Raw genomic sequence first — 25,637 nt, 5'->3', positions numbered from 1 at the left:
GTCGCGGGTGATGTTAGGGCATACGGCCTTGGAAAATTTCCTACTTCCGTCTTGCATCCGTTATGCGGGTGCGGGTTTACCGTGAGGCCATGAGTATCGAAGCGCTCGATCCGGAGGCCGCCTGGGTGCCGGGGACCTGCACCCTGCCCGCGCAAGACCGGCCGCCGCGGGTGGCGGAGTTCGACGACCTGTTCGCGACGTCGCTGCGGGGGCTCGGCCGGTACTCGCCGACCGGGTTGTGGATGGACCTCGACCCCACCCCGGAGACCGCCGCGCGGGCGGCCGCCCTCGTGATGCGTGAGACGGGGTGCTGCTCGTTCTTCATCTTCGCGCTGGTCGCGGCCGAGGGTGCGCTGACGCTGGATGTCCGGGTCCCGGACGCGCGGGTCGACGTGCTCGACGCGCTGGCGTCCCGGGCGGCGGCCGTGGCGGCGCTACCCGGTTGACGGCTCCGCGCGGATCGTCGCGTGGAGCAGCATGTCCCGCCGGACACCGCCGATCTCCTGGTGGCTGCGCAGCAACCCCTCCCGCCGGTAGCCGGCGTTCTCCGCCACCCGGATCGAGCCCAGGTTCCACGGCTCGATGTGGAGTTCGACCCGGTGCAGCGCGGGGATCGTCCACGCGAACGCGGTCAACGCCGTCAAGGCGCTGCTCGCGAAACCGCGACCCCGGTGCGTGGCGGCCACGGAGTACCCGGCCGTCGCCCGGCCCGCGGCCAGGTTCTGCAACCACAGGCCGATGGCGCCGACCGCCTCGTCGGTTCGCGCGTCGGCGATGGCGAAGGACAGGCCGACGCCCTCGGCGAGCCTGCTCTGCTGGCGGTGGATCCAGTCCATCGCCTCTTGGTCGGACGGTTTCGCCGGGAGGCTCCCGATCAGCGGCACGTACGGGTCATCCCCGAACTCGAACGCGAGCTGCACGTCGCGCTCAGCGAACGCGCGCAGCACCACCGGACCGCACCGTGGAGCCGTCGTCGGCCACTGAACCTCGTTCATCCGTTGATACTCGGTCGTGGCTGGCTTTGCACCAAGCGGATTACGGGTGCTTGACCGGGCAGGTCGGCACGTTCCAGTGCCCGCGAAGGTCTTCCGGGATCGACAAGGTCGTGGACTGGCCGTTAGTCAGGGTGCGAACGCTGCCGGTGAGCAGGAGGGTGCCCGCCTTGTCCAGCACCGCGCGGGCCACCCGGTTGTCGTCCTCGCGGCGCTCCAGCCAGCGCATGACCCGACTCGCCGCCCCGACAGCGCGCGTCCAGCCGCGGGATTTCGGCACCTGCAGCCAGTCGGCGACGTCCGGGTCGACCACCTGGCGCACCATGGCCGGGACGGCGGCGTCGAAAGCCTTGCCGGGGAACAGGTCCCGGTAGAGGTCGAGCAGGCCCTTGGTCAGCTTGATGCCCTCGGGGGAGGGACCGTAGCTCGCCCGCACGAGCGTCGCGTTGAGGTGCTCGGCCTCGGCCAGGGTCTCCGGCATCGCGTCGGTCTTGATGCCGAGCAGGGCGCCGGTCACCCGCCAGACGTAGTAGTAGTCGGCGGCTTCCTGTTCGGTCACGGAGATCCCGATGCGGCGCATGCCTTCGAGCACCTGGACCGAGAAGATCAGCAGGGCGCCCAGGAGGTCCTGCTGGCAGACCGGGACGCCGTCCCGCTCGGCGTCCCATTCCGGTGACTGCGAGACGAAATGGCGGACCGCGGCGTGGATGAGCCTGGTCTTCTGGATGGTCGGCACGAACGCCCCACCCGAGCCGAAAGGGTTGGGCGCCATCAGGTTCACCACGAACTGCGAGGTCTCCGACAGCCTGCGGTGCGGCTGGTTGAGCCGGTGGGTGAGGTCGAGCACCCGCGACGGCCGCGGCTGCGCGTAGCAGTTGACCATCGCCCCGAACGACAGCACCGACGCGACGTGCACCCCGTCGTCGGCGAAGAACTCGTACGCCCGGGCGACCCGGTCGAGGTCGGCCCACGCCGGCGGGTCGTCGGTGGCGGTGAGATAGGAACGCACCGACTCGGGAAGGTTCTCCGGGATCGGGGTGTCGTTGCCGCGGAACTCGGCCAGCACCGCGTTGACCTCATCGACCTGCCCGGTCGCGACCAGGTCGGCGATCACCGCGTCGGCAAGAGGATCCCCTTCGAGGCGCAATGCGTCGAGTTGCTCGGCGGTGTAGGGCACAGCACTCCCTCGATGGTCGGAGCAGGCCCATGATCACCTGGTCTCGGGCACGATCTTGGTCACGCGGGGGCACTGGGGCAAGTGTCCAGTGGCGAGAACGCCCGTTCGGGTATCACCACCACGCGCCGACGGTGCGAGGGTCGTGCGTGGCGCCTTCGGTGTTGGTGCCCTTGTCATGTTGGGCGCCAGTCAGGATCACGTTGGTGAACGTCGAGTAGCGGAGGTCCGCACCACGCAGGTCGGCGTTGGTCAGGTTGACGTCGGTCAGCATGGTGGGGCCGATTTTCGCGTGGTCGAGCCGTGCGCCGGACAAGTCCGTCCTCGTCAGGAATACGAAGTTCGAAAGGTCGGCGGAGCTCAGGTTCGTGCCGGTGAGTTTCGCGTCGGTCAAGGAGATGAGCCCACCGTGCGCCCGGTTCAGCTCGGAGCCGCTGAGATCCGCGCCGACCAGCGACATCGAACTCAGGTCGGCGTTGAAGGCGCGCATCTCGGCGAGACAGGTGTGCCGCAGGTTGACCGAGCTCGCAACGTTGAGACCGGCCACGGGCCGTCTCGGATCGTTCGCCACGGTACGGCGGGTGATCACGACGAACGCGGCCTCGACATCGGCAGGTGTGTCCGGACAGGGTTTGGCCGGGTCGGTTCGCGGGCTGGTGGCGCGGATGAAGGCACTGAGCACCTCGACCACGGTCTGCTGATCGCGCGGCGAGTCCGCCGCCAGCCGCTCCAGCGCGTAGATCCCACCCAGGCGGGTCTGGAAGTTCTCCGCGCCGGACGTGCCGAGCAACTCGACGGCTTTGGCGTAGCGATCGGTGATCTGGCCCTGTTCGGAGACCTCGATCTGCTCACGGGTCGCCTGCAGCGACAGCGCGGTGAACAGCAACGCGCCCAGCGCGGTGACGGCGGTGATCGTCTGCGTCCAGTCGCGGCGACCGGCCGACGGGTTCCCCGGCGCGTCCCCGGTGCCACACCGTGGCCGCGCCCACGAGCAGCAGGACACTCACCACCGCGGGCCACCAGTGGGTGAGCCAGGCCAGGGACGGCAGCAGGCCGTCGCGGGCCAGTGCCCAGCCCAGTGCGCCGAGACCCGCGATCACCATGACAGCGGCCACCCAGCGGCGGGATGACCTGGCCGGTTTTTGATCGTCGTCCATGTAACCCTTGTCGCCCAAAGCGGCCTTAGCGTTATTCCGCGGAATGAGACCGTCTCCGGTGTCGAACCGGGCCGGAGTACGCGCGTGGCCTTGCGGGTGTTTGGGGTTCGCGGGGAAGCGGGTAGGCCACTTACGCACCCACAAAGGAAAGGAGAAGTGATGACTACCGCGAACGTGCGGGAACTGGCGAATCAGCTGACCGGCAAGACCGTGTACGACCAGCAGGGGGAGAAGATCGGCAAGGTCGGCCAGCTGTGGACCGACGAGCGCGACGGCACCCCCAGCTGGGTCACCGTGAACACCGGCCTGTTCGGCACACACGAGACTTTCCTGCCGATGCGTGGTCTGCGGGCCGCCGGTGACAAGGTGCAGACGCCGTTCGAGAAGGCGAAGGTCAAGGACGCACCGCAGATCGACCCCGATGAGGGGCGTATCGATCCGGGCGAGGAGGACCGGCTGCACCGGTACTACGGGCTGGCCGACGGGCAGCCGAAGGGTGACACGTTCGGTCCCAAGACCGCTGACGCCATGACGCGGTCGGAGGAACACCTGCGGGTGGGCACCGAGACGCAGGAGACCGGCCACGCGCGCCTGCGCAAGTACGTGGTGACCGAGACCGAGCAGGTCGACGTCCCCGTGACCCGCGAGGAAGTCCGGGTGGAGCGTGAGCCCATCACCGACGCCAACCGCGAGGCGGCGCTGTCCGGCCCGGAGATCTCCGAAGACGAGCACGAGGTGACGCTGCGCGCCGAGCGGCCCGTGGTCGACACCGAGACGACGCCGGTGGAACGTGTCCGGCTGTCGAAGGAGAAGGTCACCGGCACCGAGCGCGTGAGCGGCGAGGTCCGCAAGGAGCGCATCGAGACCGACACCGACGGTCGGGGACGCCCGAAGAACTGACCCCAGCCCAGTCGCTTCGGCCTACCGGCACCGCCGGTGGGCCGAAGCGTGCGTCAGCTGTCCACTTCAGACCTTCGGTGAGGCGAAACCGGTAACAAGGCACTGATCAATGTCGACGTAGCTTCCACAAGGAGGCGCCCGTGATCAGCGATGATGACGTTCTCGCGTTGTTAGACCGCTGGCGCGTGGAGATCGACAGTGAGCCCGCGCCAAGCTTGATCATGCTCGAGGTCGCGTGCGTTCTGTTTCTGGCCGGGCGGGTGCCGGGTTAGCCCTTGGCCTGTCGCCACTTGAGGAGATCCAACGCGGCGGCGACGGCCACGAGGTTCTCCGCCAGCGGCCGGGGCAGCAGTTCGTCGGCCCGGGCCAGTCTGCGGATGACGGTGTTGCGGTGGCTGTAAAGGCGTTCGGCGGTGCGGGAGGTGTTGCACTGCTCCCGCACGTAGGCGCGGACGACGTCGAGGATCTCCGGGTCGGCGTGTTCGAGGTCGCCGAGGGTGTCGGTGACAAACTCGTCGGCCTGGGCGGGGTCGGCGGTCAGCAGGGCGACCAGTTGGACGTCCTCGTATCGCGCGTACTGCTGTGGTGAGGTCAGGCGGGCGAGCATGCGCTGGGTGGTGAGCGCGTCGAGGTGGCTGCGGCGGAACCCGTCGAGGTCGCGACCGGGCCTGCCGGCGGCGACCCTGATCTCGGGGTAGGCCGCCAGATACGTGGCCGACCGCGGTGCGCGGGCTATGGGCAGCCACACCCAGAGTGTGCCCGCGCCGGCCACGACCGTGAGCCTGCGTGGCGCCTCGCTCGTCCGCGCGAACTGCTCCGCCGCGCTTTCGAGCTGGTCCATGCTCGCGTGTTCGCTGGTCCACACGACCGCGGCCGTGTGGCTCCCCGTGAGCGGGTAGCCCAGCTGCGCCTCGGCTCGGGCGCGGGTGATGGGGGCGCCTTCGAGCAGCAGCGCCACGGCGGCGCGGCGCTCGGCGTGGGTGCCCCGGACGAGTTCGTGGCGTTCGGCGTCCATTTGCTCGGAGATGGCGGCGACCGTGTCGTCGAGGAAAGCGGAGATCGATCGGGATGACACGTCGAGCAGCTCGTGGAGCTCCGCCGGGTCGGTGGTGAGGTCGAAGCAGATCTCCATCCACCGCCGCCACGCGGCGTTCTGACCGGTCCGGTAGGAGTCGAGCGCGCCCGCGTCCAGGCCGCGCCGCACCAGGTCGCGCGAGTTCTCCAGTGCCTCCGGACCGATGTACGGCGCCACCCGGCGGCCGGGGTGCTGGGCGTTGGCCGACGCCCAGTGCAGGAGGTTGGCGAGATTCGTCCGCCGGACACCCTCGCGCAGGACCGGGTCCTCCGCGACTGCCCGCATTCGCGAGCCGCTCAGCGCGGCGGCGTGCAGGTCTTCGATCCACTCCGCGCGCGGGTTCAGCGCGATCTCCGCGCCCTGTCGGAGCAGGTCACGCACACGGGGTGACGGCGTCGGCCACGGCTGGCTCATGAACATATTGCACCACGATCGGCCGAACGTGAGGCAGATCGTTCTGGCCCGAACGGGTGACGAGCCGGGATTCTTGAGGCAGCCGCACAAGGGAGCCGTTCATGACCACCGCACTTGAGCACGTCGACGTCCTGATCGTCGGCGCGGGTATCTCCGGCATCGGCGCGGGTCGCTACCTGCGCACCGAGCACCCGTCGAAGAGCGTGGTCATCCTGGAGGCCCGGGCCGCCTCGGGCGGCACCTGGGACCTGTTCCGGTACCCGGGCATCCGCTCGGACTCCGACCTGCACACCTTCGGTTACGAGTTCAAGCCGTGGCGGGACAAGGAATCGATCGCCTCGGCGGACCGCATCCTGGCCTACCTGCGGGAGACCGCGACCGAGAACGACCTCGACGGCCGCATCCGTTACCACCACAAAGTTCTCGCCGCCGCCTGGTCCACTGAGGACGCTCGCTGGCTCGTCGACGTCGAACGCACCGACACGGGGGAGCGTCTCCGGCTCTCAGCGGGCTGGATCTTCTCCGCGGGCGGCTACTACAACTACGACGAGGGCTTCACGCCGCACTTCGACGGACGGGATCGCTTCGCCGGGCGGATCGTGCACCCCCAGCACTGGCCCGAGGACCTCGACTACACCGGCAAGCGGGTCGTGGTCATCGGCAGCGGCGCCACCGCGGTGACCCTGGTGCCCGCGATGGCGGACACCGCGGGCCACGTGACCATGCTGCAGCGGACACCGAGCTACATCGTGCCGGTGCCCAAGGAGGACAAGGTCGCCTCCCTGCTCACCAGGGTGTTCGGCGCCGAACGCGGGTACGCGCTGACCCGGCGCAAGAACATCGCCCAGTCGCGGGCCATCTGGCGTTTCTGCCAACGCTTCCCGGGTGTGGCCCGCAAGGCCATCCGGTACCTCAACGTCAAACTCCTGCCCGAGGGCTTCCCGGTCGACGAGCACTTCAACCCGCCGTACGACCCGTGGGACCAGCGCCTGTGCGCGGTCCCCAACGGCGACCTGTTCCGTGCGATCCGCACGGGGGCGGCGTCGGTGGTCACCGGTCGCATCGAGACCTTCACCGAGACCGGGATCCGGCTGGAGAGCGGCCAGGAGGTCGAGGCGGACATCATCGTCACCGCGACCGGGCTGAACGTCCAGCTCTTCGGCGGCATCGACCTCACCGTCGACGGCAGGCCGGTGTCCTATCCGGACACGGTCGTCTACCGCGGCATGATGCTCAGCGGGGTGCCGAACTTCGCCATCGCCATCGGCTACACGAACTCGTCGTGGACGCTCAAGATCGGCCTGCTCTGCGAGTACTTCTGCCGCCTGCTGCGCCACCTCGACGACAACGGCCACGACGCGGTGTGGGCGATCGCCGACCCCGATCTGCCGACCCGCCCGCTCCTCGACTTCGGCGCGGGCTACGTCCAGCGCGCCCTGGCCGGGCTGCCCAAGCAAGGTCCCGCGGCCCCGTGGCTGATGGCGATGGACTACCACGAGGACCGCAAGCAGGTGCGCCACGGCGCCGTCGCCGACGAGCACCTGCACTTCTCCAGCGCCACCGTCCGCGCGCCGGTTTCCGCGGTCGGCTAGCCGGCCGGTCCGGTGCCGGGTGGGGGAGTCCCGTGTCGCTCGGTGTAGGCGACGCGGTAGGCGTTCACGGCGGTCGGCAGGGTGGGGACGCGATCCGTCCCGATCCGGGCGATCAGCCCGGCCCGGTCGAGGTCCTCGCGCAGCTCCTGCTTGACCCGGGCCATGGCGAACACGATGCCGCGCCGCGCCAGCTCGGCACGCAGGTCCTCGATGGCGTCGACGGCGGTCAGGTCGACGTCGACGTTGGCCTCGGCGTTGAGCAGGAACCACTCCACGGGGGTGGGGGAGTCGTCGACGGCGGCGAGCGCACGGTGTCGGAAGTCGTCGGCGTTGGCGAAGAACATCGGCGCGTCGTAGCGGTAGACGACCAGGCCGAGCACCCGCGTGGCGTCCGGGTAGTCGTCGATGTCGTGCATCCCGGCGACACCGGGGACGTAGCCGAGGATGCCGTCGTGCGGCCGGGCCACCCGGCGCAACAGATCCAAAATGGACAGTGCGATCGCGGCCAGCACCCCATAGAGGACACCAAGTAGCAATACGGCGGCGGTGGTGGCAACCGCCAGGACCAGTTCACTGCGGCGGAAGCGGGCGATCCGGCGGAACTCGGCGAGCTCGACGAGCCGCACGGCGGCGTAGACCACGAGGGCGCCCAGCGCGGCGGCGGGGAACATGGCGAGCACCGGCCTGCCCGCCACCAGGGTGAGCACCACCGCGACCACCGCGACCAGCGAGTGCAGCTGGGTGCGGCTGCCGAGCGCGTCGCCGATGGAGGTGCGGCTGGCGCTGCTGCTGACCGGGAACCCGCTGACCATCCCGGCGGCGAGGTTCGACGTGCCCAGCGCGAGCAGCTCGGCGTTGGCGTCGACCCGGTAGCCGTTGCGGGTGGCGAACGAGCGCGCGGTGAGCACGTTGTCGGAGTAGCCGACGATCGCCACCCCGATCGCGGGCAGCAGCAGGGCGGTCAGGTCGGCCCCGGACACGTCGGGAAACCTGGGGTCGGGAACCCCGCCGGGACCTCGCCGATCACCTTGACTCCGCGGTCGCGCAGGGAGAACACGGCGGTCACGGCGGTGGCCAGCAACACGCCGATCAGCGGCACCGGCAGCCGTGGCAGGGTTCGCCCGACCACCAGGAGGAACACCAGCACACCGGCGGCCAGCAGCAGCGTCGGCGGGTGGATCCGGTCGAGCTGGTCGGCGAAGGACCACAGCTGGGCCAGGATCGACTCGCCTGACACCGAGACCCGGCCGAGTTTGCCGAGCTGGCCGACGATCATGAGGACCGCGATGCCCGCCATGTAGCCGACCAGCACCGGGCGGGAGAGCAGGTCGGCGAGGAAGCCCAGCCTGCCCAGCCAGCCGAGCACGCACAGGGTGCCGACCAGCAGGGCGAGCGCGGTGGCCAGCACGGCGTAGCGGCCGGGGTCGCCCGCGGCCAGCGGTGCGATCGCGACGGCGGTCATCAGCGCGGTCGACGATTCCGGGCCGACCGAGAGCTGCCGTGACGTGCCGAACACGGTGTAGACGAGCAGGGAGGCCATGATCGCCCACAGGCCCGTCACCGGCGCCAGCCCGGCGACCTCGGCGTAGGCCATGACCTGGGGGATCAAGTACGCCGCGACCGTGATCCCGGCGACCATGTCACCGCGCAGCCAGCCCCGGCGGTACCCGCGCAGCGCGCTGATACCGGGGGTGAGCGGATTGAAGGAGGATCGCGAGGTGCCCACGGTGTCCTCCGATCGCCGCGATGCGGGTGTCCACACCGGAGCCGCCGTCGGTTCTGTTCAGCGTAGTCAGGATGCCCCGGACCTGCCCATGCTTGCCCAGCAACGAAAACAGGCCCTTCCGCTGCCGGAAGGGCCTGTTTCCAGGTGTCACCTAGGAGAGCGCGCCCGTGTACCCCGTGATCCAGGTCCGGTAGGCGGGCACGTCGGAGTAGATCGACGGGTCGACGGCGCACGTGCTGGTGCGGCCACCGGCGCGGCTGGTCGCCCCGATGAGCTCCCACGTGCCGTTGACGGCCTTGATCTGCGGGCCGCCGGAGTCGCCGTAGCAGGCGCCCGCGTTGTCGTTCGGGTTGTCGGTGCAGATCTCGGTCGGGCCGTCGATGCGCCCGCCCTTGCACTGGTTGTCCGCGACGATGGAGGTGTTGAGCTCCTGCAGGATCACCGGCGCGCCGCAGCCGCCGCGGATCGGGCAGGTCTGGCCCCAGCCGATGATGCGGGTGCTGGTGCCCACCGCGCCGGAGGTGGCCGCGATGCGGATCGGGGTCTGCGAGACCGCGCTGCTCAGCTGCAGCAGCGCGATGTCCCCGGTGGTGCGGTAGTTCGGGTGGATGATGATGCGGCTGACGCCGACCACGGTGCCGCCGCTGGTGCGGTCCGTGGTGCCCACGCGCAGCTGCGTGTTGCCCGGGGTGCGGCCCACCACGCAGTGCGCGGCGGTGACAGCCCAGTCGGCCTTGATCAGGGAGGCGCCGCAGACGTGCGAGCCGGTGGTGCTCTGCATGGACGCCATGAAGCTGTAGGTCTGGGTGGCGTTTCCGCCGCCGACGATCATCGGCGAGACCGGACCGTCTTCCGGCGCGGCGCTCGCGATCGGCGCGGCGAGCGCGGTCGCCGCGGCGGCGACCAGGCCCACGAGCAGGGTGCGTGCCCTCATTTGGTGCTCCTTCCGTCACCGAAGCCCTCGATTCGGTGACGTAGGGAAACCTAAGCACTGCGAACGGTCTTGCATACCTGCGCGGATCTGTCACCAGTTGCCATTTGTTGCACGGAAGGCACGCAAAGTAGTCAGTTAGTGGCGTAGTCGCAGGCTCAGCCCGCCCAGCGCCAGCAGGACGGCCCCGGCGATGAGCACGATCGCGGCGCCGCCCACGGAGCCGCCGGTCCAGTCCCAGATCGCCTCGGGCACCGCGAGGGTGAACCCGACGACCCCGGCCGCGAGCAGCACCGGCGACCGGGTCAGCCGGTAGGCCACGAACCCGGCGACCGCGACCCCGGCGGTCAGCAGGTATCCCCACACAGTCCACTCGGAGGACGCGAGCGGCACCTGCGCGCCGATCAGGGCGATCACCGCGGCGACGGTGAACCCGGCCCAACCCGGCCGCACCGCGTTTGCCGCCGTCAGCGCGCCCCAGAGGACCCCGACCACGATCAGCGCCCCCGCGAGCCAGGGAGCGTCGGCGTCGAGCACCTCCACCACGACCTGCCACACGACCGCGACACTGCCCGCGGCCGCGACGGCGAGACACGCGAGCGACGGCAGGGCCAGGTAGCCGCAGCCGGCGAGCACCAGCATGGTCGAGGTCGCCCACAGCCCCTCATGGCTGGTGGCGATCGTCGCGGCGGTGATCCCACCCACCACGGCGGCCAACGCGAACAACACCCCGGCGACCCGCGTCCGCGCCGACCCCACGCGCGGCGGCAACGCCCTCGTTCCACCCGCGATCAGGATCCCTGCGGCCAGTAAGACCGCCGCCGACACCAATAGCACCGCGATCCGAGCGCCCCGACTCAACTCCTCCCAGGACGTCCCGATCAACAACGCGGCCCCGGCCAGCACGAGCCCGCCGCCGAGATACCCGAGCACCTCCGCCACCCGCCGCGGCACTCCCGCGTCCACGGCCAACGCGGCCCGCACGGCGTCCCCCTGCGGCGCGGTGAGCACCCCGTCGGCGACGAGCTTGGCCAAGGCGGAGTCCTGTTCGGGGGTAAGCGATGTGGCCATGGCTGCCTCCTCGGTTGTCACCAGAGTGGGGCATGAGCGCCCATTCAGCCGCGGAACCGGGCATCGACGCGAAGACGCACCCCCGGGACTGGCCCGAGGGTGCGCCAACGCGGGCCCGATACCGCCTAAGGCGCGGTGATCGCCGCGATCGTTGCGCCCGCGTCCACCAACCCGGCACCGCAGCCGCCCGGGCAGGCCACGAGTGGGCGGGTGTTGGCGATGAGCGCCGCCTCCACCTGGGCCGGGGTCATCGAGACCTCCCCGAGCATCAGCGCCACCAGGCCCGCGACGTGCGGGGCGGCCATGCTGGTGCCCATGTAGGTCTTGTACGACTCGGCGCCCTGGACTGTGGTTCCCGTGTTCAGGGTCGACAGGATGCCGTTCTCCGGCGTGGTGCGGGTGCCCGGCGGGTCCGTCGCCAGTCGGACCTCGCCGCCGGGGGCGGTGACGTCGATCTTGGCGCCGAAGTTGGAGTAGAAGGAGCGTTCGGCGCCGCGGTCGCTCGCGGCGACGGCGACCACGTTGTTGCAGTTGGCCGGGGTGAACCCGGCGACGTCGGAGTTGGCGTTGCCTGCCGCGACCACGACGGTGGTGCCCGCCTTGACCGCGGTGTTGATCGCCTTCTGGTACGTGCCGCTGCACCGCGGGCTGGCACCGCCGAGGCTCATGTTGATGACCTTGGCCGGGTTCGGGTTGCTCGGGATCCGCGGGACGCGGCCGCCCGCGGCCCACGCGATGGCGTCGGCGATGTCGGAGGTGTAGCCGCCGCACTTGCCGAGCACGCGCAGCGGGACGATCTTGGCCGCGCCCGCGATGCCCGCGATGCCCGCGGAGTTGTTGGTCAGCGCCGCGATCGTCCCGGCCACGTGCGTGCCGTGCCAGCTGGAGGCCGCGGGCGACGGGGCGCCGCCGCACTCACCGGCGTCGTACCAGTCGCCCTCGTCGTTCGGGTTGGCGTCGCGGCCGTCGCCGTCGCGGGAGACCGAGGGGTAGCTGATGAAGTCGTACCCGGGCAGGACGTTCCCGTTGAGGTCGGAGTGCGACACGATGCCGGTGTCGATCACCGCGACGGTCACGCCCGCGCCGTCGGCGGTGTTCCACGCCGCTTCGACGTTCATGCCGCCGACCGGCTCGAACAGGTCCCACTGCTGGCCGTAGAGGGCGTCGTTCGGCGCGGCTTGGGCGGTGACCAAAAGGTCTGCTTCCACCTCGACCACGCCCGCCTGCCTGCGCAGCTCGCCCATCAGCCGCTGCGACCCCGCCGCGTCGAGTGCGCGGTTGGCCCGGACCACGACGCCGCCGGTCGCCAGCTCGCGCTGGTGCGTGACGTCCTTGTGGCTGACCTTGCGCTCACTCACCGTGTCGGCGAACGTGACGATGAACTGGTCCGCCACCTGCTTGTTCGCCGCGGCCGCGGGCTGCTTGCCGTTCGGCGCGCCACCAGCCACCGCGGGGACGGCGACCAGCCCACCGACGGTCAGACCCAGCGCGGCCACTGCCGCCACGTAGCGTTTCCTCATCGGAAATGACCTCCCGGTCGACCGGGGTGAGCCCGGTCTAGTGCCTTCACGCCCACCTGTCGCGCACGGTATGTGACGGCGGACACATTCGGAAGGGTCGTTATGTACTGGTAGCGCTTTCCCGCTCGGCGACCGACTCGCGCGCACCGACGGTGAACACCATCAGCGCGACGCACACCAGGACCGCCACGAAGTGCAAGACGGTCGACGGCACGGAGATCCCCAGGGGATCGTCCTCGGCGTCCCCGATCAGCGCGACGACCGAGTACACGCTCAGGCCGAGGAAGAAGACCAAGCCGATGAACCCGAAGAGCCGGGTCGTCCTCGAATGGAGCGCCGCGGCCAGGGCCAGCGCGCCCGCGGCGGTGTGGATGATGTTCAGCAGGGTCGTCCCGCCCAGTCCGGCGACCGACTCCGTCCCCTCGAAGGCCTCGCCGCCGGTCTCGATGAGACCGAGAATCCCGATGACGAGGTAGACCAACCCGAGCAGGGCGCAGAACGTTCGCGCGCCCCATACCCGAGGACTTCGGCCCCAGCGCCGCGCGGTGGTGCTCATCGACCCGCTCCCTTCATTCGATCCGACTCCGGTAGTCGTCCACCTCGTCCGCGGTGGGGTCGACGCCCACCGCTTCGGCGAAGTCGTCGGGGTCGGCGTAGTCGTCCACCCCGGCCGCGGCCGGCGCCTGGCGCCTGCCCGAGCGGGACCGCATCCACTCGTCGCTCGCCTCCTCGGCGGGTGACCCGGGCGCCACGTCCGCGTCGGCGCCCGGGTCGACCAGCAGGACGCGGCCGACACGCTCCGGTGACTCGGCGGCCACTTCGAGCGCCGGGTCGGCGGCGATGCCCGCGGCCAGCAGGTCGACTGGGCCGTCGACCTCGGCCAACGCCCTGGTCACGGCGTTGCGGAGGCCGTCGCGGGCGGTCGCGCACCACAGGACGTGATGGGTTTCGGCGAACGGGCGCCACGTCGCCGGGAGATCGCCGTGGGCGGCGGTGTCGGCCGGGTCCAGCACGACCAGCGTGGCGGCCATCGCTCCTACCTCCGGGTCTGGGCGTTTACCGGGGATTACCCAGATCGGGGCGGCCGAATCATGACTCGTCGTCCTCGGGCTCCTTGCGGGTGAAGAGCCGCTGGAGGAGGTAGAGACCGGCCACGGTCAGGCACTGCTCGGAGGTCAGCTGCGGACCGGCGACCAGGAAGTCGGGGCCGGTCAACAAGATCAGGCCGTGCAGCCCGAGCACCACGTAGGCGGCGACGAGACCCGCGCGCACGGTGTCCCGCATGCGGGTGCGTGAGGTCTCGCTTCCCTTTGGGCGCACGGTATTTCCTCTTCGGCTCACCGGTCACGGCGGCGCACAGCCGTCCTTGCCTGTGAGGTTCCCCCTGGTGGCGCGAAGTAATCGTTGCCCGCTTGGCCTGCCCCGATCGTGGGTACCCGGCGGCCCATGGAGACCTTCCTGAGTATCTACCTCAACGACCAGCTCGCCTTGGGTGTCGGCTGGCGCGAGTTGGCGAAGCGGTCGCGCGCCGCCAATCGCGACACGCCGCTGGGTGCCGCGCTGGAGACGGTGGCCACCGGGATCACCGAGGACGTCGCGACCTTCGAGGTGCTGATGCGCCGCCTCGGCGTCCGCCGCAACCTGGTCAAGTCCGCTCTGGTCTTCGGCGCGGAGCGACTGGGCAGACTAAAGCCGAACGGGCGGCTCTGGCGGTACTCGCCGCTGAGCCGGTTCGAGGAACTCGAGTTCCTGGTGATGGGGATCGAGGGCAAGAAGCAGCTCTGGGCGACCCTGCGCGACCTCGCGGGCCTGGCCGAACGCCTGCCGGACGTGGACTTCGACGCGTTGATCGACCGGGCGGGGCAGCAGGTCGCCGTCATCGAGCCGTTCCGCGAACGCGCGGGCCGTGAGGCGTTTCTCCTGGCTTGATCCAGTCCGATCGGGACTTGTCGAGCCGCGAGGGCCACCACACGATCCGGCCGAGGTCGACCACCAGGGCGGGGACGAGCAGCGACCGCACGATCAGGGTGTCCACCAGTACCCCGAACGCGACGATGAAGGCGAGCTGGGCGAGGAACAGGATCGGGATCACCGCGAGCGCGGCGAAGGTGGCGGCGAGGACGACACCCGCCGACGTGATCACCCCGCCGGTCAGGGACAGACCGCGCAGCGTGCCTTCCCGGGTGCCGAGCGCGCGTGTCTCCTCGCGGACCCGGGTCATGAGGAAGATGTTGTAGTCGATCCCCAGGGCGACCAGGAACACGAACCCGAACAGCGGCACCACGGGGTCCGCGCCGGGAAAGCCCAGGATTCCGTTGAACACCAATGCCGACACGCCCATCGTCGCGGCGAAGGACAGCACCACGGTGGCGATCAGCAGCGCGGGCGCCAGCAGCGACCGCAGCAGCAGCGCGAGGACCGCGAAGATCACGATCAGGACGATCGGGATGATCACCGCCCGGTCCCGTTCGGAGGTCGCCCTGGTGTCGAGTTGGCTCGCGGTCGGCCCGCCCACGAGCGCGTCGGCGCCGGGGACCGCGTGCACGGCCGCACGAACGCGGGTGACGGTGTCGATCGCCGCGTCGGAGTCCGCGGGGTCCGCGAGCACGACATCGATCTTGACCCGGCCGTCGACGACCTTGGGCCTGCCGTCCGCCATGGTCACCGTCGCGGTCGAGACACCGTCGACCCGAGACTCGGCCAGCACCTCGTCGGCTCGGTCCGCCCTGGCGATCACGACGGTCGGCGCGCCGGTGCCGCCCGGGAAGTAGCGTGAGACCACCTGCTGCCCCGCGGCCGAGTCGACGTCGGTGAGGAAGACGTCCGACTGCGCTGTCCCGCTCGCCCGCAGTTGCGGCAGGAACGCGGCGCCGACCAGGAGCACCAAGGTGGTGACGACCCAGATGGCGCGCGGGGCCCGGCCGACCCAACCGGACACGCGGCCCCACAAGCCCGAGGTCTCCGGGTGGGGTGATCCGAGCGTGGGCCGCCGCGGCCAGAACGCGGTCCGGCCGAACACCACCAGAACCGCGGGCAGAAACGTCGTGGTGGTGAGGAAGGCTGCGCCGATGCCGATCGCGGCGACCGGGCCGAGGCCGCGGTTGGAGTTGAGGTCGCTGAACAGCAGACACAGCACGCCCAGGATCACCGTGCCCGCGGAAGCCGCGATCGGCTCGATCGTGGAGCGCAGGGACGTCCGGATCGCGCGATGGCGGTCGTCGGTGTCGCGGAGTTCCTCGCGGAACCGCGACACCAGCAGCAGGGCGTAGTCGGTCGCGGCGCCGAACACGAGGATGAACAGGATGCCTTGGCTCTGCCCGTTGAGATCGAGCACGTCGTTCTTCGCGAGCAGGTACACCGCGAGACTGGCGAGGCCCAGGGCGAACACCGCCGACATGAGCACCACCAGCGGCAGGATCGGGCTGCGGTAGACGACGATGAGAATGAGGACGACGACGGCACCCGCGACCAGCAGGAGCAGGCCGTCGATCCCGGCGAACGCCTCGCCCAGGTCGGCGGCCTGCGCGGCGGGCCCGGTCACCAGCAGCGTGAGTCCCGCCGGCCGGTTCGCCTCGAGGCGGTCCCGGACTTCGCCGATGGCCTCGCCGGGGTCGACGCCCGCGTCGACGGAGATGACCGCCTGTCGGGCGGCGGGGGAGTCGGGCGCGGGCAGCCACCTCGGGGTCGCCTGGTCGACGCCGTCGACGTCGCCGACCGCCGCGAGCCGGTCGGCGAGGTAACGGTCGTCCTCGGCGGTGATCCCGGACGGCCGCTCGGCGACAAGGATCGCGGGCACCGCTCGACTGCCCGCGAACGCGCGCTGCAGCTCGTCCACCCGGGTGGCCTCGGCCGAGCGCGGCAGAAACGTGGTGCTGTCCTGCTCGGCGACCTGGCTCAGCTTGCCCGCGAAGGGCCCGCCAACGGCGCCGACCACCAACCAGCCGACGATGAGCAAGGCGGGAAGCAGCCACCGCGCCGTCTTGGGTCGCGCGGTGCCGGACGTGGTGCTCACACTCACTACCCTCGGGTGTCGCCGGAACAAATGATTCGACCGTCGAATGTTTCGATGGTCGAAAGAGTAAGGTGGGTTCGCTCGATGGGCAAGCCGGAAGGTGGATCAGTGGACATCGGACCGGGGGTGGACGCCGAGGTCACCGACCAGGCGCTGGTCACGGGGCTGCGACAGCTCGTGGTGGAGTCCGACCGGTTCGCGGAGATGTTCGGCGAGACCCGGGGCATCCACCGAACCGACCTCAACGCGCTTGCCGTGATCATGCACGCCGACCACGCGGGCCGTTCCCTGAGCCCGGGTGACCTCGCCGGATCGCTGCACCTGAGCGCGTCCGCGGTGACCGCGCTGCTCGACCGCCTCGAGGCCGCGGGCCACATCCGCCGCGAACGCGGCACCGCCGACCGCCGCCGGGTCGAACTGCGGGTCAACGACCGTGCCTTGGATGTGGGCCGGGCCTTCTTCGCCCCGCTCGGAGCGGAGATGGGTCGGGCGTGGGCCGAGTTCGGGCAGCCGGAGCGCCAGGTCATCGAGCGGTTCCTCGCGTTGAGCATCGAGGCCACCGTTCGGGTCCGGGAGCGGTTGACCACGCCCGAGCAGGACTGACACTCACCGATCGGTGACCCGCAGCCAGCGGCACCCGTACGGTTCCAGGTTGACCGTCGCCACCCCCTTCTCCGACACCGGGAGCTCCCCGCTGTGGAGCAGGTCGACCAGCAGGTGTGAGTCGTCCACGTCGTCCAGGGTGATCTCCGGGGACACCGCGCGGTCGGCCAGGTTGTGCAGCACGACCACGGTCCCGTCGATGTCGCAGCGGTGGGCCAGGACGGACGGCTCGCCGGTGTCGAGCACCTCGTAGCGGCCCCACGCCAGTTCCGGGGACTCCCGGTACCGGTCGATGAGGAGCCTGATCCACGAGTGCAGCGAGTCCTGGTCACCCTCCTGCGCGCTGACGCTGACGTGCTCCGGGCCGAACCGGCCCTCGGGAATCGGGCCCGGCAACTCCGACGGATCCGCCGTGGAGAAGCCGCCGTTGCGACCGGGACTCCACTGCATCGGCGTGCGGACCGCGAGCCGCCCCTCGGCGCGCAGGTCCTCGGCCATGCCGATTTCCTCGCCGTAGAACAGAACCGGGCACCCGGGAAGCGAGTACAGCAGGCTGTAGACCATCCGCACCCGCCGCTCGTCCCCGTCGACCATCGACGGCAGCCGCCTGCGCAGGCCGCGGCCGTAGAGCTGCATGTCCTTGTCCGGGCCGAACGCGTCGAACACCTCCTGTCGTTCGGACTCGGTCAGCTTGTCCAACGTCAGCTCGTCGTGGTTGCGCACGAACGTCGCCCAGTGCCCGTCGCGCGGGGGGAGTGGGCGTTTGCGCAGGGCCGACGCCAGCGGCCCGGCGTCGCCGCGGGCCAGCGACAGGTACATCTTCTGCATGCCGATGAAGTCGAAGCACATCGTCAGCTCGTCGGCCACCCCGCCACCGTCGCCGAAGAACTTCATCGTCTCCTTGTACGGCAGGTTCACCTCGCCGAGCATCACCGCGTCGCCGCGCCTGCGGCCCAGGAACGCGCGCAGGTCGGCCAGGTACTCGTGCGGGTCGGGCAGGTCTTTCGCGGCGTCGCTGCCCGCGGTGTCGAGCAGGAACGGCACCCCGTCGACCCGGAACCCCGACAGGCCCAGCTCCAGCCAGAAGCCCATCACCCGGGCGATCTCGTCGCGCACCGCCGGGTTGGCCACGTCGAGGTCGGGCTGGTGCTTGTAGAACCGGTGCAGGTAGTACTGCTTCGCCTTGCGGTCGTAGGTCCACAGGCTCGTCTCCTTGTCGGGGAAGACGATGCCCTTCTCCGCGCCCGCGGGCGGCTTGTCCTGCCACACATACCAGTCGTGGTACGGCGAATCGGGGCCTTCTCGGGCGCTCTGGAACCACGGGTGCTGGTCGGAGGTGTGGTTGACGACCAGGTCGGCGATCACCCGGATTCCCCGGTCACGCGCGGTGCGCAGGAACTCGACGAAGTCGCCGAGCGTGCCCAGCCGCGGGTCGACGTTGTAGAAGTCGGTGATGTCGTAGCCGTCGTCGCGGTCGGGGGAGGGGTAGAACGGCATCAGCCACACGCACGTGACGCCCAGCCGGTCCAGGTAGTCGATCTTCTGCGCCAGGCCGCGGAAGTCGCCATGCCCGTCGCCATTGCTGTCGAAGAACGTCTCCACATCCAGGCAGTACACGATCGCGGTCTTCCACCACAGGTCGGCGGTCCGGGTCAGCTCCACGACCCCACCTCCGCCAGCTCCGGCAGCACCGACTCGCCGAACGCGGCGATGAAGTCGTCCTGGTGCTGTCCGACGTGGTGCAGATAGATCTCGTCGAACCCCAGGTCCACGTAGGACCGCAGCCACTCGGCATGCCTGCCCAGGTCGGCGGAGACGTGGACGACCTTGGCCACGTCGTCCGCGCTGACGTGCTTCGCCGCCGCGTCGAAGTGTTCGGCCAGCTCCAGGTCCCACGCCATCGGCGGCCCGAACACATTGCTGCGCCACTGGTCGTGCGCGAGGTGCCGTGCGGTCTCCTCGTCGCGCGCCCAGGACAGGTGGACCTGCAGCGCCAGCTTGCCGCGCCCGCCCGCGTCGCGGTAGGTGCCGACCATGCGCCGCAGGTGCTCCACCGGGCCGCCGACGGTGATCAGCCCGTCCGCCCACTCCGCGCACCACCGGGCGGTCTCCACGCTCACCGCGGCCCCGATCAGCGGTGGCGGCGTCTCCGGCAGCGTCCACAGGCGGGCCCGGTCCACCGTCACCAGCCCGTCGTGGCTGACCTCGTCGCCCGCCAGCAGCGCCCGGATGACGTCGACGCACTCGCGCAGCCGCGCGTTGCGGGCGTCCTTGCGCGGCCACTTCTCGCCGGTGATGTGCTCGTTGCTGGCCTCCCCGGAACCCAAGGCCACCCAGAACCGGTCGGGGAACATCGCCCCCAGCGTCCCGACCGCCTGCGCCACGATCGCCGGGTGATACCGCTGCCCGGGCGCGTTCACCACGCCGAACGGCAGGGTCGTGGCCTGCAGCGCCGCGCCCAGCCACGACCAGGCGAAACCGGAATGGCCCTGCCGCGCGCTCCACGGCGAGAAGTGGTCCGAGCACATCGCCGCGTGGAACCCGGCCCGCTCGGCCTTCACCGCGGCGTCGAGCAGCGCCCGTGGGTGGACCTGTTCATGCGAAGCATGGAAGCCGAAGACAGTCATGCCCTCAGCAATACCCAGGCGGGCGGTTTTAAAGCCCGGCGTTCAGAGCAACTGCACGTCGTCGATCAGCCAGCGGTCGCCGCTCTGGACCAGGCTCAGCCGCATCCGGTTGCGGTCGACGCGGGGCTGCGGCGAGTTTGTGTTCGTGATGGCCTGGTCCAGGAACAGGATCAGCACGGCGCTGTCCGCGTCCGACTCGACCACGCCGAGCTGGGTCACCGACCCCTTCGACGTCGCCTTCATCTGCACGATCAGCTGCGTGAGGTTGTCGCTGACCTGCTTGTACTGCTGGGCGAACTTCTCCGTCGAGTTGGCGGTGACGGTGGTGAAGTTGCCCGCCAGGTTGGTGAAGTCGTAGCTGGCCAAGTCGGTGGCGTAGCGGGTGCCCGCGTCGACGGCGGCGGCCCGGGCTGAGTCCGCCTGGCGCCGCTCAAGGAACTTCCACCCCAGGAACCCTGACAGCGCCAGGAGCACGACGATTACCAGCGCGAGCACGATCGTCAGCGCGCGCGGTCGTCGGGTGTCCTCAATGGACTCCTCTGGTTCCACAGTGGACTCTGTGGTGTCGACGTCCTCGTCGGTCGGTGTCGTCATCAGCTGACTCCCTGCAAGAAGAGTGATTGCCACGAACGGGGTCCGAGCACTTCAGCCTGGCCACCGCCCGCGCCCACGGAGAACCGCTCACCGGACGGCGTGCGGCCCTGCCCGGTCGCGGGGTCGTACGTCGCCACCGGCCGCGGCGCGTTCATCGCCCCGCGCTGCGACAGCCCGGGACCAGGTTGGCAGTGCCAGCCCAGCTGCGGGTCGCGTGGCGAGGTGTCGGTCGGTGTCCGGCGGTCGGTGTCGTTGAAGCACACCGGCCCCTGCGCGCCGACGAGGTACATGTCGACGGTGTCGCCGTGCGCGGTGCTGGCCAGCGCGTCGAGCGCCCTGGGCAGGGCGACCATCGTCTCCTTCAGCGCGGGAATCCGCACGCTGACGATCTGGCTGGTCGTCAGCAGGTTCCCCAGTAATGCCGCCGCGCCCTGCTGGTTGTTCGCCATCAGCGGCGCCAGGGTCGCGGTGAAGCCGGGGGCGGTGTCGAGGATCGAGCGGATCGCCGGGTCCTGCGCCCGCACCTGGTCGGTGAGCCTGCGCATGTCCGCGGCCAGCTTCGGCAGCCCGTCGGCGGCGCCGAGCACCGAGTCGGCGTTGGTGAGCAGGTTGACCAGGACCGGCTCGTTGGCGCGCAGCGCGTCCATCAGGGTCTGCGTGTTGGTCATGATCTGCCGCAGCTGCGGGCCCGTCCCGTTGAGGCCGGTGGCCAGGGCGTCGGTGAGCACCCGCAGGTCCTCCGGGTCGACGCTGTCGGCGAGTTCCATGAAGTGCACGAGCAGCGTGTTCAGCGGCAGCGGCACCGCCGTGTCCTTGGCCTCGATCACGCTGCCCTCGGTCAGGTACGGCGGTCGGTCATGGGTGGGCCGCAAGTCGACGTGCTGGATGGCGACCGGCGTGTCCATGCTGATCACGGCCTGGGTGTCGACGGGAATCCGCAGGCCAGGGTCGAGCGTCAGTTCGAGGGTGACGCCTTTGCCGTCGGGGTCGATGTCGACCGAGCTGACCGTGCCCGCGTCGACACCGCGGTAGGTCACCTGGGACTCGCGGGCCAGGCCCGCCGCGTCGGGCAGGCGGACGGTCACCTTCATCGGGGTGCCGAACGCCTGCGGCCCGAGCACGTTGTCCACGACGTAGAGCCCGGCGGCGAGCCCCATGACGGCGAACAGGACGAGCTGGACGACGACCGTGCGGTTCACCGGACCCCACCTCCCAGCGGGACGGGCAGCGGCAGCCCGCCGGTCGACTGGATCAGCTGCAGGATCGAGTTCGGCACGTCGAGCGTCATGTCGACCTTGAGGTAGTCGCCGGGGACCGCCCGGTCGAGCAGGCCGCCGAACTTGGTGAGCTGGGCGAGGGTGGGCTCCAGTCGTTTGTCGAACGCGCTGAGCGAGTCGAGCACCGGCCGCAGCTGCTTGAGCTGGGTGGTGAACGCCTGACCGGTCTCCCCGAGGATGCCGTTCGCCGACGTGCTCAGCGCGGTCACCTTGGTGAGCAGGCCGGTGAACTGGTCGCGCTGGGAGATCAACACCTGCAGGGCGGGCGTGATATCGGTGAGCGCGGCCTCCAGCAGCGGCCGCTGGGCGGCGGTGTCGGCGGCCAGGGTGTTCATCGAGTCGATCAGGCCCGCGATCTGGGTGCCGTGGCTGTCGAGGGAGGCCAGCACACCGTCGAGCTGGTGCAGCAGGTCGCGGACCTCGTCCTCACGCCCGCCGAGCATGGTGTTCAGCTCGGTCACGATCGTGCGGACGTGGTCGAGGCCGCTGCCGTTGAGCAGCCCGCCGACCGCGGCCAGCATGTTCTCCACGTCCGGGCCGCGCGAGGTCGCCGACAGCGGGATGACGGAGCCGTCGCGCAGCGGCTCGCCCGGCGCGGGCGTCGCGGGTGGCCGCAGGTCGACGAATTCCTCGCCGAGCGCGGAGGTGAGTTGCAGCTGCGCGGTCGTGCCGGGGGAGAGGACGGTGTCGGCGGTGATCTCCAAGCCGACCACCGCCTGGAAGTCGCGGGTGTCGATGCTCGACACCCGGCCCACTGTGGCCTGGCCGATCTTGACCATGCCGCCGATCGGCACGTTCGAGGCGTCGGCGAACACCGCGGTCACGTGGTACGTCGGGCCGTCGGGGGAGCGGCCGATCGGCAGGTTCTGCATGCTCAGGCCGCAGCCGCTCAGCAGCGACACGGTCAGCACAGCGAGCAACAGGCGTCGCATCAGCCACCGCCGAGGGGTAGGCCCGAAGGCGGCAGCGGGATCGGGTTGACCAGTCCCGGGCCGGAGCACAGCGGCACCGGCAGCCGTTGGCACAGCGCGGCCGAGGCGGGGAACTGGCTGAGGTTGGTGGACATGTCCATCCGCAGGCGCAGCCGTTCGTCCGGTGACACCGCCCGCGCGGTGTTGCCCATCGCCAGCGGCAGCACGTCGAGGGTCTCGGCCAGGTTCTGCTGGTGCGCGGCGAGCGTTCCGGTGAGGTTGGCCAGGTTCGTCAGGTCCTCGCTCAACGCGCCGCCGTGCGCGCGGACCAGTTTGTCCACTTCGGACAGGACGGCCGACAGGTCGCCGATCGTCTTCGAGATCCCGTCCCGCTCGGTCGTGAGATCCGTCCCGAGCCTGCCGACGACCTGGGTCAGGGTGGCGATCTCTGTCCGGTGGTCGGCCACTACCTGCACGAGCTTGTCGACGTTGCCCAACACAGCGCCCAGGTCGCCGGTGTCGCCCGCGAGCAGGCTGGTCGCCTGGCTGATCTTCACGACCGCGTCGCGCAGGGCGGGTCCGTTGTCTTTCGCGGTGACCGCCGCGGAGTGCAGCAGCGCGGTCAGGTCGCCGTTCTTGTTGGCGCCGTTGGGCCCCAGGGCCGTGGCGAGGGTGTCCATCGCCCCCACCAGCTGGTCCCACTTGATCGGCGCGTGGGTGCGCTCCACCGGGATCACCGCGCCGTCGCGCAGTTCGCCGCCGGTCCGGTACGGCGGGCTCAGCTCGACGAACCGGTCGCTGACTATCTGCGGGCTCATGATGTAGGCCTGTGCGCTGTCGGGGATCCGCGTGTCACCGGGCAGGGTCATCGTCACCCGCACCACCGACCCCACTGGCGTGACCGACTCGACCGTGCCCACCGGCACGCCCAGGATCGCCACCCGGTTGCCGGGGTACACCTGGTCGGCGGCGGTGAAGTCGGCCGAGACCCGAAGCACCGCACCGGGTTTGAACGTGTACCACGCGCCCGCGGCCAGCAGCGTGAACACGCACACCCCGGTCAGCGCGGCGGCCAGTCGGCTCTTCATCGGCACCCCTGGATGAGTCCGGACAGGCAGAGCAGGTTGTCCGGCAGTGGTCCGGCCGGTCCAACGACGTCGGCCCACGGCCCGTTGCCGGTGGCGTTGGCCAGGTAGCGGCTGGTCGGGGCGAGCTGGGTCAGCGTGTCCGACAGGGCTTTCTCGTTGGCCGACATCGCGGTCACCAGCTCGTGCAGGCGGTTCAGCAGCGGGCCGAGGACTTCGGCGTTGTCGGCGAGGAACTTCCGCAGCTGCTCGGACAGCGACCCGACGTCGGCGATCAGCTGCCGGATCACCGCCCGCCGCGAGTCCAGCATCTGCGCCACCGCCGTGGCGTCGCCGACGAGGGAGATCAGGGTGTCGCGCTGGCCGAGGAGGTCGCTGGTGACGGTTTTGGTCGCCTCCAGCAACTGGTCGAACTGCTTGTCGCGGCGGGCGATCAGGTCCGAGGCGGCGGCGACCCCGGTCAGCGCGTTGTTCACCAGCGCCGGATCCTGCGGGATGACCTCGCGCATCGTGTGGACCATCTTCTGCAGCGCGGCCAGGTCGAGTTGCTCGACCGTGCCGGTGGCGGCTCCGGCGAGTTCGTCGAGGCTGTAGGGCACCGACGTGCGCGCCAGCGGGATGACCGTGTCCTCGTCGAGCTCGCCGCTGCCCGCGGGCTGCACGCTGAGGTACCGGGTGCCCAGGATCGTGAGCAGCTTGATCGATGCGCTCGAGCTCTCGCCGAGCGGCTGGTCGTTGTCGAGCCGGAACTTCACGTGGACCCGGTCGCCCGCCAGGCTCACCTCGGTCACCCGGCCGGACGGCACTCCGGCGACGTAGACCTGGTCGTGCGCGGTGAGTCCGGCCGCGTTGGCGAACTCGGCGGTGTAGTCGTTGGTGCGGGCCAGGAACACCAGCTTCGGCGCGATCACCGCCGCGGCGACGAACGCGAACAGGACCGCGCCCGCGAGCGCGCCGGTGACCATCGGGTTGCGGTGTCTCATCGGCACACCGCCGAGTGCGGGCCGACGCCGAGATCGGTCGGGGTGCTCGCGAGGGTGACGCTGAGGTTGCAGATGTAGATGTTGATCCAGGAGCCGTAATCGCCCGCCCGGTTCAGGTCGGCGAAGAACCCGGGCGTGGCCGCGAGGACCGCGTCGATGCCGTCGGAGTTGCGCAGCAGCGTCTGCGCGAGGGCGTCGACCGAGCGCACGTCGCGGGTCAGGGTCGGCGTGAGGTCACCGAGGAGATCCGAGAGGGTGCCCGCCAGCTGGGCGCCCGAGTCGAGTGCCGCGGCGATCTGCTCCCGGCTCGCGGCGACGTTGTCGGTGAGCGTGGCCAGCCCGTCGAGGAGGGCTTTGAGGTCGTCGCGGTGGCTGTTGATCGTGCTGAGCACCGCGGTGAGGTTGTCGAGCACCTGGCCGATCACCTGGTCCTTGCTGTTGATCGTGGCGGTCACCGACACCACGTGCCGCAGCAGGCTCGCGATGGTGCCCGACTCGCCTTGGAACACGGCGACGAGTTCGCCCGCGAGCTGGTTGACCTCCTTCGGGTCGATCGCGTTGAACAGCGGCTTGAACCCGTTGAACAGCGAGGTCATGTCCAGCGCGGGCGCGGTCCGTTCGACCGGGATGGTCGAGCCCGGCGGCAGGTCGCCCGCGCCGCCCGGACCTGGGACGATCGCGACGGCTCGGGCGCCGAGCAGGTCGGCGTAGCGGATCACGGCGCGCGCGTCGGCGGGGATCCGCTGGTCCTCACGCAGGTCGAAGTCCACTGTGGCCAGTCCGTTCTCCAGCCGCACGCCGCTGACGGTGCCGACCCGGACCCCGGCGATCGTGATGTCGCTGCCGTTGATCAGCCCGGCGGCGTCGGTGAACACGGCGTGGTAGTCGTCGGTGGCGTGCCCGATCGGGTCGGTCAGCGTGTTGACCACGACGACGCCCGCGAGGACGGAGATCACCACGTAGAGCGCGAGCTTGATCGAGACCGCGGTCATC

At 70.3% G+C, this 25,637-nt stretch carries 26 protein-coding genes and 1 pseudogene; 6 read left to right on the top strand and 21 right to left on the bottom strand.

Going from position 1 to position 25,637, the window contains the following annotated elements; genetic code table 11:
* Positions 1 to 89 precede the first annotated feature (89 nt).
* Entirely contained in the window at positions 90 to 446 is a 357-nt protein-coding gene (locus C8E96_RS26970; protein ID WP_091370204.1) for a hypothetical protein, read from the top strand.
* Here C8E96_RS26970 and C8E96_RS26965 read toward each other — a convergent pair.
* From C8E96_RS26965 to C8E96_RS26955, 3 genes are all read right to left on the bottom strand, one after another.
* On the bottom strand, positions 435 to 995 hold the full coding sequence (locus C8E96_RS26965; protein ID WP_091369854.1) for a GNAT family N-acetyltransferase: 561 nt from the start codon (positions 993 to 995) through the stop codon (positions 435 to 437). The genes C8E96_RS26970 and C8E96_RS26965 overlap by 12 nt on opposite strands.
* A 40-nt stretch (positions 996 to 1,035) precedes the next feature.
* Positions 1,036 to 2,169, bottom strand: coding sequence for an oxygenase MpaB family protein (locus tag C8E96_RS26960; RefSeq protein WP_091369852.1), 1,134 nt, complete (start codon positions 2,167 to 2,169; stop codon positions 1,036 to 1,038).
* Between the two features lie 112 nt (positions 2,170 to 2,281).
* Complete coding sequence (locus C8E96_RS26955; protein ID WP_091369850.1) at positions 2,282 to 3,169, bottom strand: pentapeptide repeat-containing protein; 888 nt, start codon at positions 3,167 to 3,169, stop codon at positions 2,282 to 2,284.
* 313 nt (positions 3,170 to 3,482) lie between these two features.
* Here C8E96_RS26955 and C8E96_RS26950 point away from each other — a divergent pair, with 313 nt between their 5' ends.
* Positions 3,483 to 4,223: a DUF2382 domain-containing protein gene (locus tag C8E96_RS26950; RefSeq protein ID WP_091369848.1), complete on the top strand. Its 741-nt coding sequence runs from the start codon at positions 3,483 to 3,485 to the stop codon at positions 4,221 to 4,223.
* 140 nt (positions 4,224 to 4,363) lie between these two features.
* Positions 4,364 to 4,495 carry a hypothetical protein gene (locus C8E96_RS34430; RefSeq protein WP_267463817.1) on the top strand — a complete coding sequence of 44 codons (132 nt, stop codon included), beginning with the start codon at positions 4,364 to 4,366 and terminating at the stop codon, positions 4,493 to 4,495.
* Here the strand turns inward: C8E96_RS34430 and C8E96_RS26945 are convergent.
* Positions 4,492 to 5,712 (bottom strand): PucR family transcriptional regulator, encoded by a 1,221-nt coding sequence (locus tag C8E96_RS26945; protein WP_091370202.1) that lies wholly within the window; start codon positions 5,710 to 5,712, stop codon positions 4,492 to 4,494. The two genes, C8E96_RS34430 and C8E96_RS26945, sit on opposite strands and share 4 nt — an antisense overlap.
* Positions 5,713 to 5,813: 101 nt before the next feature.
* Here C8E96_RS26945 and C8E96_RS26940 point away from each other — a divergent pair, with 101 nt between their 5' ends.
* Positions 5,814 to 7,304, top strand: coding sequence for a flavin-containing monooxygenase (locus C8E96_RS26940; RefSeq protein WP_091369846.1), 1,491 nt, complete (start codon positions 5,814 to 5,816; stop codon positions 7,302 to 7,304).
* On the opposite strand, the gene C8E96_RS34240 is transcribed toward C8E96_RS26940, so the two are convergent.
* From C8E96_RS34240 to C8E96_RS26905, 8 genes and pseudogenes are all read right to left on the bottom strand, one after another.
* The gene (locus C8E96_RS34240; protein WP_228769664.1) at positions 7,301 to 7,648 is read right to left on the bottom strand and encodes a sodium-independent anion transporter; all 348 of its coding nucleotides are present in this window, start codon (positions 7,646 to 7,648) and stop codon (positions 7,301 to 7,303) included. The two genes, C8E96_RS26940 and C8E96_RS34240, sit on opposite strands and share 4 nt — an antisense overlap.
* Positions 7,649 to 7,912: 264 nt before the next feature.
* Positions 7,913 to 8,898, bottom strand: a pseudogene (locus tag C8E96_RS34235) (SulP family inorganic anion transporter); the annotation flags it as partial.
* A 283-nt stretch (positions 8,899 to 9,181) separates the two neighbouring features.
* A complete protein-coding gene (locus C8E96_RS26930) occupies positions 9,182 to 9,964 on the bottom strand; it encodes a S1 family peptidase (protein ID WP_091369845.1) in 783 nt (260 codons plus the stop codon).
* Between the two features lie 135 nt (positions 9,965 to 10,099).
* The gene (locus tag C8E96_RS26925) at positions 10,100 to 11,032 is read right to left on the bottom strand and encodes a DUF2157 domain-containing protein (protein WP_091369843.1); all 933 of its coding nucleotides are present in this window, start codon (positions 11,030 to 11,032) and stop codon (positions 10,100 to 10,102) included.
* A 125-nt stretch (positions 11,033 to 11,157) separates the two neighbouring features.
* Positions 11,158 to 12,552: a S8 family serine peptidase gene (locus C8E96_RS26920; RefSeq protein ID WP_091369841.1), complete on the bottom strand. Its 1,395-nt coding sequence runs from the start codon at positions 12,550 to 12,552 to the stop codon at positions 11,158 to 11,160.
* 100 nt (positions 12,553 to 12,652) lie between these two features.
* On the bottom strand, positions 12,653 to 13,108 hold the full coding sequence (locus C8E96_RS26915; protein WP_091369839.1) for a DUF4383 domain-containing protein: 456 nt from the start codon (positions 13,106 to 13,108) through the stop codon (positions 12,653 to 12,655).
* Between the two features lie 13 nt (positions 13,109 to 13,121).
* A complete protein-coding gene (locus C8E96_RS26910; RefSeq protein ID WP_091369837.1) occupies positions 13,122 to 13,583 on the bottom strand; it encodes a hypothetical protein in 462 nt (153 codons plus the stop codon).
* Positions 13,584 to 13,641: 58 nt separating this feature from the next.
* Positions 13,642 to 13,872 (bottom strand): hypothetical protein, encoded by a 231-nt coding sequence (locus C8E96_RS26905; protein ID WP_133794813.1) that lies wholly within the window; start codon positions 13,870 to 13,872, stop codon positions 13,642 to 13,644.
* Between the two features lie 126 nt (positions 13,873 to 13,998).
* On the opposite strand from C8E96_RS26905, the gene C8E96_RS26900 reads away from it, so the two are divergent.
* Positions 13,999 to 14,481: a hypothetical protein gene (locus C8E96_RS26900; protein ID WP_091369833.1), complete on the top strand. Its 483-nt coding sequence runs from the start codon at positions 13,999 to 14,001 to the stop codon at positions 14,479 to 14,481.
* Here C8E96_RS26900 and C8E96_RS26895 read toward each other — a convergent pair.
* Positions 14,429 to 16,564: an MMPL family transporter gene (locus tag C8E96_RS26895; protein ID WP_091370200.1), complete on the bottom strand. Its 2,136-nt coding sequence runs from the start codon at positions 16,562 to 16,564 to the stop codon at positions 14,429 to 14,431. The genes C8E96_RS26900 and C8E96_RS26895 overlap by 53 nt on opposite strands.
* 84 nt (positions 16,565 to 16,648) lie before the next feature.
* On the opposite strand from C8E96_RS26895, the gene C8E96_RS26890 reads away from it, so the two are divergent.
* On the top strand, positions 16,649 to 17,167 hold the full coding sequence (locus C8E96_RS26890; protein WP_176926711.1) for a MarR family winged helix-turn-helix transcriptional regulator: 519 nt from the start codon (positions 16,649 to 16,651) through the stop codon (positions 17,165 to 17,167).
* A 3-nt stretch (positions 17,168 to 17,170) separates the two neighbouring features.
* Here C8E96_RS26890 and C8E96_RS26885 read toward each other — a convergent pair whose 3' ends face one another.
* Genes C8E96_RS26885 through C8E96_RS26850 form a run of 8 tightly spaced genes read right to left on the bottom strand, consistent with a single transcriptional unit; the run spans position 17,171 to position 25,636 of the window.
* The gene (locus C8E96_RS26885) at positions 17,171 to 18,829 is read right to left on the bottom strand and encodes an alpha-amylase family protein (RefSeq protein ID WP_091369830.1); all 1,659 of its coding nucleotides are present in this window, start codon (positions 18,827 to 18,829) and stop codon (positions 17,171 to 17,173) included.
* Positions 18,820 to 19,794, bottom strand: a complete 975-nt coding sequence (locus tag C8E96_RS26880) for a TIGR03885 family FMN-dependent LLM class oxidoreductase (RefSeq protein ID WP_091369829.1) — start codon at positions 19,792 to 19,794, stop codon at positions 18,820 to 18,822. The genes C8E96_RS26885 and C8E96_RS26880 overlap by 10 nt, the downstream gene beginning before the upstream one ends.
* A gap of 42 nt (positions 19,795 to 19,836) precedes the next feature.
* A complete protein-coding gene (locus C8E96_RS26875) occupies positions 19,837 to 20,388 on the bottom strand; it encodes a VirB8/TrbF family protein (RefSeq protein ID WP_091369827.1) in 552 nt (183 codons plus the stop codon).
* On the bottom strand, positions 20,388 to 21,587 hold the full coding sequence (locus C8E96_RS26870) for an MlaD family protein (protein ID WP_091369825.1): 1,200 nt from the start codon (positions 21,585 to 21,587) through the stop codon (positions 20,388 to 20,390). The genes C8E96_RS26875 and C8E96_RS26870 overlap by 1 nt, the downstream gene beginning before the upstream one ends.
* The gene (locus C8E96_RS26865; protein ID WP_091369823.1) at positions 21,584 to 22,597 is read right to left on the bottom strand and encodes an MCE family protein; all 1,014 of its coding nucleotides are present in this window, start codon (positions 22,595 to 22,597) and stop codon (positions 21,584 to 21,586) included. Before C8E96_RS26865 ends, C8E96_RS26870 begins: the two co-directional genes overlap by 4 nt.
* The gene (locus tag C8E96_RS26860; protein WP_133794811.1) at positions 22,597 to 23,664 is read right to left on the bottom strand and encodes an MCE family protein; all 1,068 of its coding nucleotides are present in this window, start codon (positions 23,662 to 23,664) and stop codon (positions 22,597 to 22,599) included. The genes C8E96_RS26865 and C8E96_RS26860 overlap by 1 nt, the downstream gene beginning before the upstream one ends.
* Positions 23,661 to 24,644, bottom strand: coding sequence for an MCE family protein (locus C8E96_RS26855; RefSeq protein WP_228769642.1), 984 nt, complete (start codon positions 24,642 to 24,644; stop codon positions 23,661 to 23,663). Before C8E96_RS26855 ends, C8E96_RS26860 begins: the two co-directional genes overlap by 4 nt.
* Entirely contained in the window at positions 24,641 to 25,636 is a 996-nt protein-coding gene (locus tag C8E96_RS26850) for an MCE family protein (protein WP_228769663.1), read from the bottom strand. Before C8E96_RS26850 ends, C8E96_RS26855 begins: the two co-directional genes overlap by 4 nt.
* Position 25,637 lies beyond the last annotated feature (1 nt).

It is taken from the genome of Actinokineospora alba, assembly GCF_004362515.1.
GTDB lineage: Bacteria > Actinomycetota > Actinomycetes > Mycobacteriales > Pseudonocardiaceae > Actinokineospora > Actinokineospora alba.
This window is presented reverse-complemented; position numbering and strand designations above follow the sequence as displayed.